16 protein-coding genes and 1 tRNA gene are annotated in these 13679 nt (G+C 44.6%); 11 read left to right on the top strand and 6 right to left on the bottom strand.

The features are described 5' to 3' along the window. The coding region (locus F3H20_RS11050; protein ID WP_188128292.1) for a transposase at positions 1–214 on the top strand (214 nt) is incomplete at its 5' end. A gap of 203 nt (positions 215–417) precedes the next feature. On the opposite strand, the gene F3H20_RS11055 is transcribed toward F3H20_RS11050, so the two are convergent. The 3 genes from F3H20_RS11055 to F3H20_RS11065 all read right to left on the bottom strand — a co-directional run bounded on the left by F3H20_RS11055 (position 418) and on the right by F3H20_RS11065 (position 2445). Then, the gene (locus F3H20_RS11055; RefSeq protein WP_149734992.1) at positions 418–1041 is read right to left on the bottom strand and encodes a LysE family translocator; all 624 of its coding nucleotides are present in this window, start codon (positions 1039–1041) and stop codon (positions 418–420) included. Between the two features lie 2 nt (positions 1042–1043). Then, complete coding sequence (locus F3H20_RS11060; protein ID WP_149734993.1) at positions 1044–1505, bottom strand: Lrp/AsnC family transcriptional regulator; 462 nt, start codon at positions 1503–1505, stop codon at positions 1044–1046. 196 nt (positions 1506–1701) lie between these two features. Then, positions 1702–2445: a GntR family transcriptional regulator gene (locus F3H20_RS11065; protein WP_223191732.1), complete on the bottom strand. Its 744-nt coding sequence runs from the start codon at positions 2443–2445 to the stop codon at positions 1702–1704. A 236-nt stretch (positions 2446–2681) separates the two neighbouring features. On the opposite strand from F3H20_RS11065, the gene rpe (F3H20_RS11070) reads away from it, so the two are divergent. From rpe (F3H20_RS11070) to F3H20_RS11105, 8 genes are all read left to right on the top strand, one after another. Beyond that, the gene (gene rpe / locus F3H20_RS11070; protein ID WP_149734995.1) at positions 2682–3350 is read left to right on the top strand and encodes a ribulose-phosphate 3-epimerase; all 669 of its coding nucleotides are present in this window, start codon (positions 2682–2684) and stop codon (positions 3348–3350) included. Positions 3351–3383: 33 nt separating this feature from the next. Next, positions 3384–3842 (top strand): ribose 5-phosphate isomerase B, encoded by a 459-nt coding sequence (rpiB, locus tag F3H20_RS11075; protein ID WP_149734996.1) that lies wholly within the window; start codon positions 3384–3386, stop codon positions 3840–3842. After that, entirely contained in the window at positions 3839–4507 is a 669-nt protein-coding gene (gene rpe / locus F3H20_RS11080) for a ribulose-phosphate 3-epimerase (protein ID WP_149734997.1), read from the top strand. Before rpiB ends, rpe (F3H20_RS11080) begins: the two co-directional genes overlap by 4 nt. A gap of 59 nt (positions 4508–4566) precedes the next feature. Then, a complete protein-coding gene (locus tag F3H20_RS11085; protein WP_149734998.1) occupies positions 4567–5244 on the top strand; it encodes a transaldolase family protein in 678 nt (225 codons plus the stop codon). Between the two features lie 456 nt (positions 5245–5700). Continuing rightward, positions 5701–6879 (top strand): ROK family transcriptional regulator, encoded by a 1179-nt coding sequence (locus F3H20_RS11090; protein ID WP_223191733.1) that lies wholly within the window; start codon positions 5701–5703, stop codon positions 6877–6879. A gap of 157 nt (positions 6880–7036) precedes the next feature. Beyond that, the gene (locus F3H20_RS11095; protein WP_149735000.1) at positions 7037–7549 is read left to right on the top strand and encodes a transcription repressor NadR; all 513 of its coding nucleotides are present in this window, start codon (positions 7037–7039) and stop codon (positions 7547–7549) included. A gap of 159 nt (positions 7550–7708) precedes the next feature. Beyond that, the gene (locus F3H20_RS11100) at positions 7709–9028 is read left to right on the top strand and encodes an MFS transporter (protein WP_149735001.1); all 1320 of its coding nucleotides are present in this window, start codon (positions 7709–7711) and stop codon (positions 9026–9028) included. A gap of 154 nt (positions 9029–9182) precedes the next feature. Next, positions 9183–9257 (top strand) — tRNA-Arg (locus F3H20_RS11105). Between the two features lie 107 nt (positions 9258–9364). Here F3H20_RS11105 and F3H20_RS20455 read toward each other — a convergent pair. Continuing rightward, positions 9365–9817, bottom strand: coding sequence for a DUF805 domain-containing protein (locus tag F3H20_RS20455; protein ID WP_188128293.1), 453 nt, complete (start codon positions 9815–9817; stop codon positions 9365–9367). 228 nt (positions 9818–10045) lie between these two features. On the opposite strand from F3H20_RS20455, the gene F3H20_RS11115 reads away from it, so the two are divergent. Then, entirely contained in the window at positions 10046–10753 is a 708-nt protein-coding gene (locus tag F3H20_RS11115; protein ID WP_149735002.1) for a Bax inhibitor-1/YccA family protein, read from the top strand. Positions 10754–10931: 178 nt separating this feature from the next. Here the strand turns inward: F3H20_RS11115 and F3H20_RS11120 are convergent, their stop codons facing one another. Then, the gene (locus tag F3H20_RS11120; protein WP_149735003.1) at positions 10932–11390 is read right to left on the bottom strand and encodes a GNAT family N-acetyltransferase; all 459 of its coding nucleotides are present in this window, start codon (positions 11388–11390) and stop codon (positions 10932–10934) included. 320 nt (positions 11391–11710) lie between these two features. After that, positions 11711–12265: a histidine phosphatase family protein gene (locus tag F3H20_RS11125; protein ID WP_149735004.1), complete on the bottom strand. Its 555-nt coding sequence runs from the start codon at positions 12263–12265 to the stop codon at positions 11711–11713. A gap of 558 nt (positions 12266–12823) precedes the next feature. On the opposite strand from F3H20_RS11125, the gene F3H20_RS11130 reads away from it, so the two are divergent. Beyond that, complete coding sequence (locus tag F3H20_RS11130; protein ID WP_149735005.1) at positions 12824–13657, top strand: class II fructose-bisphosphate aldolase; 834 nt, start codon at positions 12824–12826, stop codon at positions 13655–13657. The last annotated feature ends 22 nt before the right edge of the window (positions 13658–13679 follow it).

Consider the following 13679-nt stretch of genomic DNA (forward strand, 5'->3'; position numbering starts at 1 on the left):
GTTGATGATATTTGATAAACATGCGAATTTAAAATATAAGTATGGAAACAGGCATTTTTGGTGCAAAGGATATTTTGTGGATACGGTGGGACGAAACAAAGAGGCAATAGCAAAATATATCCGAGAGCAGTTACAAGAAGATATAATTGTCGACCAGCTAAGTTTGAAGGAATTGACAGACCCGTTTACGGGTGAGCCCGTGAAAAAGTCATAAAAAGAGCCCCTTTAGGGGCTGACTGAAAAGGTTATGCGGTTGGCGGACTTTTTCAGTGAGTCTTGAGACTCAGCTAGTACCTTGCCCTTATAGGGCGTAATCAAGCCACCCGTTTTACGGGTGGTCCTGACTGTGTGAAGGATGGACCAGAAAAGAAAAGCTTTTATGTAATAGGGGATGCTTGCAAATGGGAAGAGGCAGAATTAGAGCGTTGCCAGACTCAGCAGACCAAACAGACCGATGACCAGGCCGGATAGACGGTTGAGCCAGTGGAGTTTGGTCTGCTGAAAACGGGGACGGAGTATGCTGACAGTTCCGCATAGCAATAACCACCACAGTAAAGAGCCGAGAAAAACACCTCCAACCATAAACGCCGGCTGGATATATGTTTCACGCCAGGTGCTGCCGGTTTGCACACCAAGGCCGGCGAAGATGGCAGCGAAAGACATAAGGGTCATAGGATTGGTTAATGTCAGAAAGAAGGCCGAAGAATAAGAGCCGCTCAGAGTATTTTTAGTGGAAGAAGTAGTGGCTGGGTCGGCGGGCAGGGTTCGAAAGATGGTATAGCCCAGATAAAGCAAAAACAATCCGCCCAAAAGATGCAGGAAAAATTGCTGGCTGATTAAAAAGGCGGAAACAGCAGTTATGCCAAAAGCCGCTATAAAACCATAGGCTGCATCGGCGGTTGCCGTGCCAAGGCCGGATAAAAAGCCGTATAGCCAGCCATTGGTTAATGTGCGCTGAATACAGAGCAGACCAATCGGACCTACAGGTGCGGCTATGGAAAACCCCAACAACATTCCTTTAAGAAAAAGTGATGATTCCATCTTCAACACTCCTCTGGCTGCTTGATGGGAAGGATGGGGGTTTCCTTGAGGGTTGAAAGAATAATCGTTGTCCTGGTTTTAATGCCTGGCAGAGCTTTGATATCTTGGCTGATTAATTTTTCCAGTTCACGGGTTCCGGCGCAGCGTACTTTGAGCAGGTAATCTTCCGCACCGGCTATATGGTGGCATTCCATGATTTCCGGCGACTGCTTTACCAACTCTAGGAATGTAGGTCTATCTGCCGGATTGTCCAGCGTGATTAATATGATCGCAGCCAGGCCGCAGCCGGCGTATTCGGGATTGACTAATGCCGCATAGCCGCTAATTACCCCCTGTTCTTCCAGCTTGTGCACTCTGTCGGCTGCGGCAGGGGCGGATAAGCCCAGCAAGGTGCCAAGTTCCGCCCAGGTTGTACGGGCGTGATGCATTAGATGGGTGATTATTTTATAATCGAAAGAATTCATCTAATAAAACTATCCTTTCGTAACTTTTTATCTAATAATACATTTGAATAATTTGGATGTCAACGAAAAATATAACAGATAAACCGGGAGCGCGATTAGCTTGCCGGAATAAGAAACTGCCAGCCATATCAATTATAGATATGGCTGGCAGTTTCTTATTTGAAAATTAGTGATCTTGTTTTAGCTTGCCCTATTCTTATTTTTCCAGTTCCACGACAAACTTATTGCGGTCACCGCGATATTTAAGCTTTGAAAATTCTATGACCATGCCATTGGGGAGGAAGGCTTTGGTTTCAAAATAAAGAAGCGGATCGCCTTCCTTGATTTCCAGAAGCTGTGCATCGGTTTCCAGGGCACGCTGGGCTTCAAAAATGCGTTGGATCCTCTTGATAAACAAACTGTTTTTTTCAAAGGTGGTGTAAATAGAAACTTCTTTTAAATTTACTTCCAGCAGTTCCGGGCATAGGTGATAGGGGATAAAGGTATTAACGAGGACAATAGGCTCATCATTGGCATAGCGGAGACGCAGCAGCTCGATAACCTTGTCGCCCGGCTCGACTTCCAACGCCTGAACGAGTTCCTCGTCCGCTTCGGTGACCTTAAGGTTCAGGACCGTGGTTTTAGGCTTAATACCCTTGCGGAGCATGCCTTCATTGAAGTTTTCGATGATATGGACGAACTCCTGATTAATTTTAGGTTTCGTTACAAAGGTGCCTTTGCCTTTTAAGCGGGATAGGTAGCCTTCGTTGACCAGTTCATTGATGGCCTGGCGTACTGTCGGACGGCTGATACTAAACATTGCGGACAGTTCAATCTCGGTGGGGAGGCAGTCGTTCTCACGGAAATTGCCTGATTGGATTTCTTCCAAAAGCAATTGCTTCAATTGGTAATAAAGCGGTACAGGTACTTTTTTGTTTAATTCTTTATTTTCAAGAGCCAAGGTTAGCCTCCTACGCATCTAAAAATAGTAATACTGTGAAAAACAATTATAGTATAGCATACTCCCTGTAAGCATATGTTGTTTTTATTATATACGGCTTATGGCCAATTGACAAACATATCACAGACTGCTACAATTTAATCATGTAAGTACATGTAAGTATGTAATGTCATATTATGATTGCTAGATACAAGTTCTCCGGGAAAAAATAGATTGACGTATAAGGAGGTTTTCCGATGAGTATTGTTTTATCGCCTTCACTATTGGCTGCGGATATGGGGCATTTGGCACAGGAACTGCAAACGCTGGAGGAGCGCGGCATTAAAGCTCTGCATATTGATGTCATGGATGGAAACTTTGTTCCCAATATCGCTTTTGGACCGGATCAGATCAAAATGCTTCGTCCGTTGACTACAATGAAATTTGATGTACATCTGATGATTGTTAAACCCGAGCGGTACATTCAGACCTTTGCCGATGCCGGGGCGGATGCCATTACGGTCCATCCCGAAGCTTGCACTCATTTGCACAGGACGTTGCAAATAATTAAGGCGACCGGCAAGACGGTTGGGGTATCGCTCAATCCGGCTACACCGATTGAAGTGCTCGAATATATGTATGAATTGGTGGACCGGATATTGCTTATGACGGTCAATCCCGGTTATGGCGGGCAGAAGAATATTGAGGCCATGAATAAAAAAATCGAACAGTTAGCTGCTGTTAAAGAAGCAAATAACTATAGCTTTGAAATTCAGGTGGACGGCGGGATTAATAAGGAAAATATCAAGGCTGTCATAACCGCCGGAGCGCGAAACATTGTGATCGGTTCTGCCTTGCTGCAGCGGGGGAAAACTGAGGAAAATATCGCCGACTATCAAAATATTATTCGCTCTATACAGCTATAAACGGCAAAACAGGACAAGAGAGGAGGCTGTACTATGAAAATTGCTATTGGATCTGATCACGCAGGATATGAGATGAAAGAAGGGTTGAAAAAGTTTTTAGCCAACCGGTCGATTGAGATTGTCGATTGCGGGCCTGATACGGATGAAAGACCGGCGGAGTATGTGCCGATTGCCAAAGCGGTGGCAGAAAGGGCGGCAGGGGCGGAAGTTGACGGCGGTATTCTGATTTGCGGTACCGGCATGGGCATGTCGATTGCCGCCAATAAAGTGCCGGGAGTGCGAGCCGGTCTTTGCAATGAACTATTTACCGCCAAATATGCGAAAAGCGATGTTAATATTAATGTGCTATGTATGGGCAGCCGGGTTATCAGCCAGCGGCTGGCCGAGGAAATTACGACGCTTTGGCTCGATACACCTTTTACCGGCGGCCGCTTTATTCCCCGGCTGCAGCAGTTAAGTGAGCTGGAAGCGGAAATGAGGGATGGCCGATGATTCAGATCGCCGCTTCCATTATGTGTGCCAATCAGTTAAAACTGGCCAATGAATTGGACCGCCTGGCGAAAGCGAAGGTAGACATGCTGCATTGTGATGTCATGGACGGTTCCTATGTGGACAATCTGGCGATGGGACCTTATGTGCTGGAGGAAATCCGAGCCTACACGGAGATTCCGCTGGATATCCATCTGGCGGTATTTGAACCGGAGCGCTATATTCCCCTGTTTGCCGGCTGCAAACCGGAATATATCTCGGTCCATGCCGAGGCAACCCACCATTTGCACAGGGCTTTGTATATGATTAAAGAAATGGGAGTCAAACCGGTTGTGGCTTTAAATCCTTCCACGCCGTTGTCGGCCATTACCCATGTGCTGCAGGAAGTGGATATGGTGCTGGTTATGACGGTTGATCCGGGCTTTGCCGGTCAAAAATTTGTAACCAGTACATTAAGGAAGATTAAAGCACTTACCACACTTTGCGAAGAACGGGGCCTTAGTCCGTTGATTCAGATTGATGGCAATATCAATAGTATGACCATTCCGGCGGCGGTAAAGGCCGGCGCCAATGTCCTGGTTGGCGGAACCTCGTCCATTTTCCGGGGCGAAGATGCCGATTACGCGCTGTTGGTTCAGCAAATGCGTGATTCGGCTCAGGCAGGCTGATATAGCCGGATGGTTCTGACCGAAACGTTGCTGTTAAAAAAAATTAGGAGGAAATGAACATGAAGATTTTACTGGACACGGCTAATGCCGCTTATATTAAGAAAATTAATGATTTATTCCCGATTGACGGAGTAACGACCAACCCCAGCATTTTGGCCAAGAACGGTAAGCCGTTTATGGAGGTATTGCAGGAAATTCGCTCGATTATCGGGCCGGATCGGACGCTGCATGCCCAGGTGCTCAGTCAGACAGCAGAGGAAATCCTGACAGAGGCAAATTATCTTATTAGCAAGCTGGGAGCGAATACCTTCATTAAAATTCCTGTTATTCCGGAAGGGTATAAAGCCATGCGCTTGTTGCACGAAAAGGGCGTCAAGGTTACGGCTACAGCCGTCTTTACTGCCCAGCAGGCACTGATGGCGGCCAGAGCCGGGGCTAACTATGTCGCTCCCTATGTAAACCGGATTGATAACATTTCCGGCGACGGAGTGCAGGTGGTCGCTGATATTGCACATATATTTGAGTCTTTTGGCTTTGCTACCGAGGTACTGGCGGCCAGCTTTAAAAATGTTGATCAGGTACAGAAATGCTGCCTGGTTAAGGCCCATGCGGTAACGGTCAGCGAAGACGTATTTGACAGTCTGACCAAGCATCCCTTAACTGACTGGAGTGTTAATAAATTTGTGGAAGACTGGGAAGCAGTTTATGGAAAAGGAACCAAGGTGAGCAACGCCTAACAGCGCGCCAATCAGGCTAATTTGGAAGTAAAATGGAGTCATCTTCTCGAGGATGGCTCATTTTATTTTGTTTAAAAAATCATCGATGACTATCCGTAAAACCGTTAATAATGTTATTAAATAAGTTTGTTAAAGAAGGAATTGATGAAAATGAATAGAAATATATTGTACGAACTTATTTAAAATAATAAAAAAGTTGTTTTTTTATTATTTTCTTAAGTGTACAAAATGAAAGATGTCAGTGAAAGCCGGTTTTTTTAGTACTTTGTCAGCCTTAAATAGGATTATAGTGAGGTCATTTTCGCAGCACAAGTTGGAAAAGAAGGCATGCTGGGGGTATGCTGACTGCTGATAATGAAGAGATGCAGAAAATAGACCGCCAGGATTTACTGAATTGAGGTTGTTAAGGTATTAGCAGCAAGGGATACTAATAACCAGTAAGGGAGGGGTATACAGGTGATCTCGTTGCCATGTAAAGCTACCAATAGTATCAATGACTTAACCGTACTAAATACCATTAGACGACGGGGGCCTATTTCACGGATTGATATCGCCAGGCTGACAAATTTAACGCCTCCTACGGTTATTAATATTGCCAACAAACTGCTGGATGCCGGACTTATTCTCGAATATATGATTGGTGAATCCAGCGGCGGCAGACGGCCGTTACTGCTAAAGACCAATCCCGGTTTTGCGGAAGTTATTGTGGTGTTGATCCGCTCGAAGAATATCGAGGTATACCGTACGGATGCCGACGGAGAAGTGATAAAAAAGCGAACCCATAGTATTGAGAAGCTAACGGCCGATGACATTATCAACTGGATGACGGCATCGCTTAAAGCCTGTATTGAGGAAGCGGAGGCGCCGGTGGCGGCAATTAGTATTGTGGTGCGCGGACCGGTAAATTCCGTTGCCGGTATATCCGTGTATGCTCCCTCAATCGGTTGGCGCAATGTGCCGCTTAAATCCATTGTGGAAGAAAAATTCCGGATACCTGTATTTGTCGAAAATGACGTGAAAGCGATGACCCGGGGCGAATACTATTACCATTTTATTAAGGAAACCGACAATGTGGTACTGGTAAAGGTCGGGCATGGCATTGGTGCCGGCATTATTATTGCCGGTGAATTATACCGGGGGTTAACAAACGGGGCCGGAGAAATCGGTCATACGATCATTGATGTTACCGGTCCGGTGTGCAGTTGCGGTAACTATGGCTGTCTGGAAGCGCTGGCTTCGGAAGCGGCACTCATTTCCTCTGTTGTGCGGGCTATTAAGGAAGGCCAAAAATCAATGATCAGTGAAATGGTCCAGGGCGAGTTGGAAAACGTTACGGCTGACGATATTTATCGAGCGGCGGCAGAGCAGGACGATCTTGCGATCTTCATGCTGCGGCAGGTGGCCCGTTATTTGGGAATTGGCATCGCCAATATATTCAACACCTTTAATCCGGAAATCGTTGTTATTGGCGGCGGTTTAGCTCAGGCACAGGAATTTATTGAGGAAACTATCCGTAGTACGGTAGAGGAACGGGCCATGGGTAATTCCTACCGGGCTGCTGAAATTTGGTTTACAACCAGCAAGGAAGGAACTGTCAAGGGCGCTGTGGATATGGCATTAACCGAGGTTTTGTAAACCGAAGCATTTTGCTAAGCCGGGCGAATTTGGGGAAATACCTCAAATTCGCTTTTTTTCGTTGATAAAGAGGAATTTCGCCGGAGGTGGTTAAACTATTAAGCAAGACATACCAGCATGATATATTGGAGTGCGGTTAGGGCAAGGAGATGGGAAGATGGAAGCAAAGAAACGGAGAGAACGATTGCTGGAACGGCTGCAGCAATCGGACGAGCCGTTAAAGGGAACGGTTTTAGCCAAAGAGCTGGGAGTCAGTCGTCAGATTATTGTTGGCGATATGGCTATTTTACGGGCGGCTGGTGCGCATGTGTACGCCACACCGAATGGTTATGTACTGCCCAGGCCCAAGCCCCAGGGAATGATTGCGACCTTAGCTTGTCGGCATACGACCGGCAAGCTGGGAGAAGAACTGGAAATTATGGTGGACTATGGAGCAAAAGTACTGAATGTTATTGTAGAACATCCGGTATATGGTGAAATCAGGGCTAACTTGATGCTGGCTTCGCGGCAGGATGTTGTCGATTTTGTTGAAAAACTGGAGGCCAGCGGCGCCGAGCCTATTTCCGTTGTGACAGGCGGTGTTCATCTGCATACGATAGAAGTACCCACGGGTGAAATATTGCAAAAAATACAGGCTAAGCTGCATGACAAAGGGATCCTGCTGGATTGAAGGGAAAGAGCTGAACTTTGAAGTCGGCTCTTTTTATTTGAAGCTATGCGTGCCGGCTGGAGCGGATTCTATGAACTTAGTGCTTGCTAACAGTACGATTACTCTTTATAATGAACATGTGACAAGACAGATGTAAAGCTTGGAGTGGTGAAGGGTATTATGGATATTATTAGTCGTTTGGAGCGAATTCCTGCCGGCAGTTTTCATTACCGGCTGCTTGTGATTACCGGCTTGGGCTGGATGTTTGATGCGATGGACACGGGGATTATTGCCTTCGTGCTGCCTTCCTTGGCGAAGGCCTGGAACCTTACCGCCGCGCAGGTAGGCTATATCGGTAGTGCCGGACTGGTCGGCATGGCCCTGGGGGCTGTTTTATCCGGTTCGGCTGCCGACCGGATCGGCCGGAAAAAAATGTTTGCCTCTACGTTAATTCTCTATAGTATCGCGACAGGGCTGTGCGGGATTGCCTGGAACTTTGCATCTCTTGTCGTACTGCGGTTTCTGGTTGGTTTCGGCCTGGGGGGGCAATTGCCAGTAGCGGTGACGTTGGTTAGTGAATATGCGCCGCCGGATAAACGGGGGCGGTTTATTGTTCTCTTAGAAAGCTTCTGGGGAGTGGGCTGGTTGGCAGCGGCGTTGATTGCTTATTTACTCATTCCGCATTATGGTTGGCAAATGGCATTCTTTATCGGTGCGGTGCCGGCACTTTATGTATTTTATCTGTGGAATTGGGTACCCGAGTCGGTCCGGTATTTGCTGGACAAAGGCAAGATCAAAGAAGCCCATGATATTGTCTGTGGTATTGAGCGCCGGTCTGGTTTGACGCCGGTGAACGAAATGATAGCTCCACCGTCGGAGCCGGCCAAGCGCAATGCTTTTTCGGATATATGGGCGCCCGAATTTTTTAAACGGACGCTGGTTTTATGGATCATCTGGTTTGGCATTGTATATTCCTATTACGGTATTTTTACCTGGCTGCCTTCGTTGATGGTGGGACAGGGCTATACAGTGCTTAAAACTTTTGAGTATGTGCTGATTATGACGCTTGCTCAATTGCCCGGCTATTTTGCCGCAGCCTATCTGGTGGACCGGATTGGCCGGAAGGCGACATTGGGCGGTTTTCTGGCACTCAGTGCGGTGGCAGCTTTTTTCTTCGGACAGGGCGGTACGCCGGGCGTGGTACTCTTGTGGGGCAGTTTGATGTCGTTCTTCAATTTGGGAGCCTGGGGTGTTGTTTATACCTATACGCCTGAGCTCTATCCTACCCGGGTAAGAGCTTTCGGCTCCGGCTGGGCCGCAGCCGTTGGACGGATTGGCGGAATATTGGCGCCTACCATTGTGGGCTTCATGCTGCAGGGACAAGGCGGTTTTCAAATGATCTTTACCATGTTTACCGCGGTCATGCTACTGGTAGCGGTAACGGTATGGCTGGCCGGTGAGGAGACGAAAGGCAAGACGTTAGACGAAATCAGCCGATAGGAAACAGGAAGCAGGGCCGGTTATCACCGGCCCTGCTGTTAGATATTGCCGTAAGAGTAATATACATAAATTTCTTGAATTTATTTTTGAAAATAAATAGACAACCTATATTCGATATGTTATAATAATATTCGTCTTTAAATGAATGTTTTATGCGCCCGTAGCTCAGGGGATAGAGCACCGGTCTCCGGAACCGGGTGCGCAGGTTCGATTCCTGCCGGGCGCACCATAAGAAATTCAGGCATCTGTGGCCTTGCTGCAGATGCTTTTTTGCGTCTTGGTGCTTATTTATAAAAAAAGACACAGCTTGTGTTAAGACGAGCTGTGTCTTTTCCTTTATGCTGTTGGTGGAGTCGTGGATAAGGGATCTTCTCCGTATTTATTAGGGCCTGGTGATCCTGGCAGAGAGATCATAATTACCCAGATAATAAAGGAGATAATATTATTTGTTAATTTTGCTGTTGAATAACCTAAAAAATTACTTATTAGGCCAATGAGTACTATCCAGAGTAAAATCCACAGTCCCGATAGATTTAGGTCGTGGAGTCGCTTTATTGAGTTGGCCAGACTATAAAGAATAATGAAGAAGCCCACTGCTATTACAATGATCCAGGAAATGGGCTTATCGCCCAACAGATGAAACGTGCCTAACATAAGAAACATATTCCCAATACACATTAATAAGAAAATGAGACTTCTGATGATATATTTAGACCGATTGATTCTTCCGGTAAATGAGAAAACTCCGTTTTTTCTAAATAGATTGAGAAAAATATTCAGTTGAAACAACCTCCTCGTGGTTTTTGGATGTTCTGTATTTGATATATACCGAATTCGTCACAAGGTAGTATTTCCCTGCAAGGTAAGAAATGCAATACCTGAGCTGTGTTTCAGAAAAAAATCATTTTGAAAGAGGTAATACATATTTGAATGTAGAGAGTCACGCCATTGCAAAGATAAATATTCTATAGTATAGTAAATTTACCTATATTTAGGATTAAAGGAGTGTTAGCAGGAATGCAAAATATCCCTTCTCCGTATAACCACACAACTGGCAGTCAGACAGCAGTGCTCGTACAAAGTTTTTTTATGCAGGTTTACGGCTGGATGATGTTCGGGCTGTTGACGACAGGCGTACTTGCTTTTTATACCGCTCACTCACACTTTCTGCTCAGTTTGATCTTTGGCAGCAAATTAGTCTTTTATGGATTGCTCTTGGCGGAAGTAGGCATTGTTTTTGCTCTGGGCAATTCGATTCAGTCACTCAGTGCAACAGCTGCCAGCTTTTTGTTTTTTGTGTATTCCGCATTGAATGGGTTAACGCTGGCATCGATATTTTTGCGTTACACCCATGGCTCGATTGCCAGTGTTTTCTTCATTACTGCCGGAACTTTTGGGGCAATGACGATTTATGGTTATTTAACAAAAGCGGATTTAAGCAAGTGGGGTAACCTTCTTTTTATGTCCTTAATCGGACTTGTAATTGCATCTCTGGTTAATCTATTCGTACAAAGTTCTGCTTTAATGTGGATACTAACCTATGTTGGAGTTTTAATCTTTGTTGGTTTAACAGCGTATGATACGCAACGGTTAAAAGAAATAGCTCATCAACTGAATGACGAGGGAAGTGTCGGCAAGTTTGCTGTACTTGGGGCATTAACCTTATACCTTGATTTTATCAATTTATTTCTCTATCTTTTGCGTATTTTTGGTAAGCGGCGTTAACCATTTGGCTCTTGGAACGTGTTGTAGCCGGAGCCCTAACGTGAATGGATGATTGGAATTCTAAAAGTAATATCATAAAGACCTAATAAGAGAGATCAATGGCTTTTTCCCCGTTGATCTCTCTTGATTATGCCATGGCGGGAGGTTAAAAGAACGCCCTGGAGCTTATGCTGAAAGGTTACGATAGGTTTTTTTGCATACAAATCGACTCTTGTAAATCCTTGTATTGACCATAGTTTTGCATTATGCCATAGCCTAAGCTACGGTACAAACCCATAGCCTCAACCAGAGAAGCGCCTGTTTCTAATAGTAATATGTTATAGCCTTTTTCTTTGGCCCGGGCTTCCAGTAAGCGCATTAATTCTTTGGAAATTCCCTTGCCGCGATACTCGCTTTTTACGAAAACTCGTTTAACCTCAGCAACCTTATTATCATAAAACTTAAAACTGGCGCAGCCAATAGGGCTGCTGCTATCGTCGTAAGCTAAAACCACATCACGAATGGCATCAAGCGTGTTATAGGGAATATACTGTTGCCGGTTTGCCTCTCCTCCGGCAAGCTCATTCAGATAGTCATCTAACAATTGGCAGAGCTTGACGAAGTCTTGGTTGCGGCCATCGGTGTAGATAAATTTCATAGCGATCCTCTCTTTTCATACCTGAATATTTTATTACTGATTATATTTTAGTCAGATTAAAGGCAAACGGTAAATACATATTTTAGCAGAACGGAAGAGCCTGAGTAAAAAGTTTCTGTCGTTGAGTTCTTTGTTTGCATTTGGAGGAGTTGCAGCCTCCGTAAAAAAATAACCATTATGATTTCATGCTACACCAGTCTTAATAGAAGCCATGCTGCATAAGGTTCAGGTGATGATAGCTTATGCATAGCATCAAAAAATCCATCAAGGAATTGCCTCAAAATAGATGGCTGGCGGGTATATTAGAAAGTTGAGGCACGTTAAGTATAGGTTTCTTGCTCGAATACATAAATCTCTCCGTTGACTGCCTTTTTAAAATTTGGCCCTCGAAAGCCTTGCTTTAAAAGTTCCTTTCGCAAAAATATCATTAAAAATCCATGACTTACAATAAGAATATCCTGATCATTTTTTAAGATTATTTCATCCACAATGTATTTTACTCTTTCTTTGAGCATTGCCTTACTTTCTACTTGTGATTTATGTGATAGCATCCAGGCTATTCTTCCTAAAAATAGCCATAATACGACCGGCAGTTTAAAGTTTATGTTAGTAGGCGGAAAGATAGGAAGTTCCCGCAAAGCCTTTGTTTCAATGATTTCTCCAGCAAACAATTTTTGAGCGGTTTTTATTGCTCGCGGCAAATCGCTGGAGTAACATGTTTCCCATATACCTTTGTCGGGTTCAAGCAGACAGTCTTTAACATCGGACAGTTCATATTCATGTAGCCACTCTTTAAGTTGAGTAGGTGTCATTAATTTAAGATTACTTGAAGGTTGATGTGCAACCTCAAAGTGACGTACCAAGCCGATCTTCATTTCTAAATCCTTTCAGGGGTAACAAGCTGTTACCCTTCGGTTTGATTTAAGCTTATTTTATTAAAAAATGGAAAGGCGCTCAACTGATGTTGGCAATACGATAACCGCAGCAGTACTTCACGGAGTTATTATATAAGGCATTATTTATATTGGCAAGGAGAAGGGGGCAGTTATTGGATGAGTGAATTAATTGGCAATCATAAGTATTGCAGGGAGGCCCGGAGAAAATCCTGATGGAGTTGCAACGGAGAAAGTTTGTGGAAGAGGTCAACGCCAAGCTTGATGGGGTGGAATAGTCGGTTATTTCGGAAAAGTTCAATTATTATATTGACAAATAGGCTGATAAAGACTATGCTATAGCCATGGATGATCATCCGTTTTATTTTTACCCCTGAAATGAACATTTGACCAATTATATAAACAAAAGTTCAAACAAATCAAAGCAAGTGGTAAATAAGAGAGCGCGTTTCACTTATGGCCATTTTATTTTTTACCATCAAGTGAACATTTGTCTATTGAATTGATCATATGTTCAAATGGGGTTGGGAGGGAAAGCAAGTGTTAGTTACGTCTAAGGATTTATTCAAGAAAGCGCAGCAGGGGAAGTTTGCTATTCCGGCACCGAACTTCATTGATGTGGATTGGTTGAAATGGCATGTAGAAGTAGCCGAAGAACTTGAATTGCCGTTAATTCTGGCTTTAGCGGAAAGTCATATTGGCGACAGCATATCATTGGAAGATGCAGCTATGATTGGCAAGAAATATGCGGAAAACGCTAAAGTTCCGGTGGTTTTGCATCTGGATCATGGAATTACTCCGGTTGTTATAAAAAAAGCGGTTGATTTGGGCTTTTCATCCGTGATGATTGATGCATCGCAGGATGATTTTGCTCTCAATGTAAAAAAGACCAAGGAAATCGTGGCTTATGCCCATGCGCGGGGTGTTGTGGTAGAAGCCGAAATCGGACATGTCGGCTCAGGCGAGAACTATGAAAATCACCAGTTGACCGAGTCAGAATATACTACCGTAGATGATGCCTGCCGATTTGTGGAAGCAACAGGCGTTGACTCGCTGGCTATTTCCATTGGTACCGCTCATGGTATGTATAAGGGCGTTCCGGAAATTAACTTTGACCGGTTACGGGAAATCGCGGCAGCTATTGATACGCCCTTGGTCTTGCATGGCGGATCTTCATCGGGGGATGAAAACCTGAACCGATGCGCCTTGAATGGAATAACAAAAATTAATATTTTTTCTGATTTCCTTAATGCAGCCATGAATGAAATCCAGGAACAAAAGCCCGATCATTACCTGAAGGTAAAGACTTCTGCCAAAGCAGGCGTGCAAAAATGCTTGAGACATTATTATGCTGTTTTTGCAACCAAGAAATAACCGGTGCCTATTTCTTACATGG

The organism is Propionispora hippei DSM 15287, assembly GCF_900141835.1.
In the GTDB taxonomy this organism is placed as follows: domain Bacteria; phylum Bacillota; class Negativicutes; order Propionisporales; family Propionisporaceae; genus Propionispora; species Propionispora hippei.

Excerpts from the sequence above, each read along its gene's own strand:
- F3H20_RS11055 (WP_149734992.1), bottom strand. The coding sequence starts at position 1,041 with ATGGAATCATCACTTTTTCTTAAAGGAATGTTGTTGGGGTTTTCCATA.
- F3H20_RS11060 (WP_149734993.1), bottom strand. The coding sequence starts at position 1,505 with ATGAATTCTTTCGATTATAAAATAATCACCCATCTAATGCATCACGCC.
- rpe (WP_149734995.1), top strand. The coding sequence starts at position 2,682 with ATGAGTATTGTTTTATCGCCTTCACTATTGGCTGCGGATATGGGGCAT.
- rpiB (WP_149734996.1), top strand. The coding sequence starts at position 3,384 with ATGAAAATTGCTATTGGATCTGATCACGCAGGATATGAGATGAAAGAA.
- rpe (WP_149734997.1), top strand. The coding sequence starts at position 3,839 with ATGATTCAGATCGCCGCTTCCATTATGTGTGCCAATCAGTTAAAACTG.
- F3H20_RS11085 (WP_149734998.1), top strand. The coding sequence starts at position 4,567 with ATGAAGATTTTACTGGACACGGCTAATGCCGCTTATATTAAGAAAATT.
- F3H20_RS11095 (WP_149735000.1), top strand. The coding sequence starts at position 7,037 with ATGGAAGCAAAGAAACGGAGAGAACGATTGCTGGAACGGCTGCAGCAA.
- F3H20_RS11100 (WP_149735001.1), top strand. The coding sequence starts at position 7,709 with ATGGATATTATTAGTCGTTTGGAGCGAATTCCTGCCGGCAGTTTTCAT.
- F3H20_RS11115 (WP_149735002.1), top strand. The coding sequence starts at position 10,046 with ATGCAAAATATCCCTTCTCCGTATAACCACACAACTGGCAGTCAGACA.
- F3H20_RS11120 (WP_149735003.1), bottom strand. The coding sequence starts at position 11,390 with ATGAAATTTATCTACACCGATGGCCGCAACCAAGACTTCGTCAAGCTC.
- F3H20_RS11125 (WP_149735004.1), bottom strand. The coding sequence starts at position 12,265 with ATGAAGATCGGCTTGGTACGTCACTTTGAGGTTGCACATCAACCTTCA.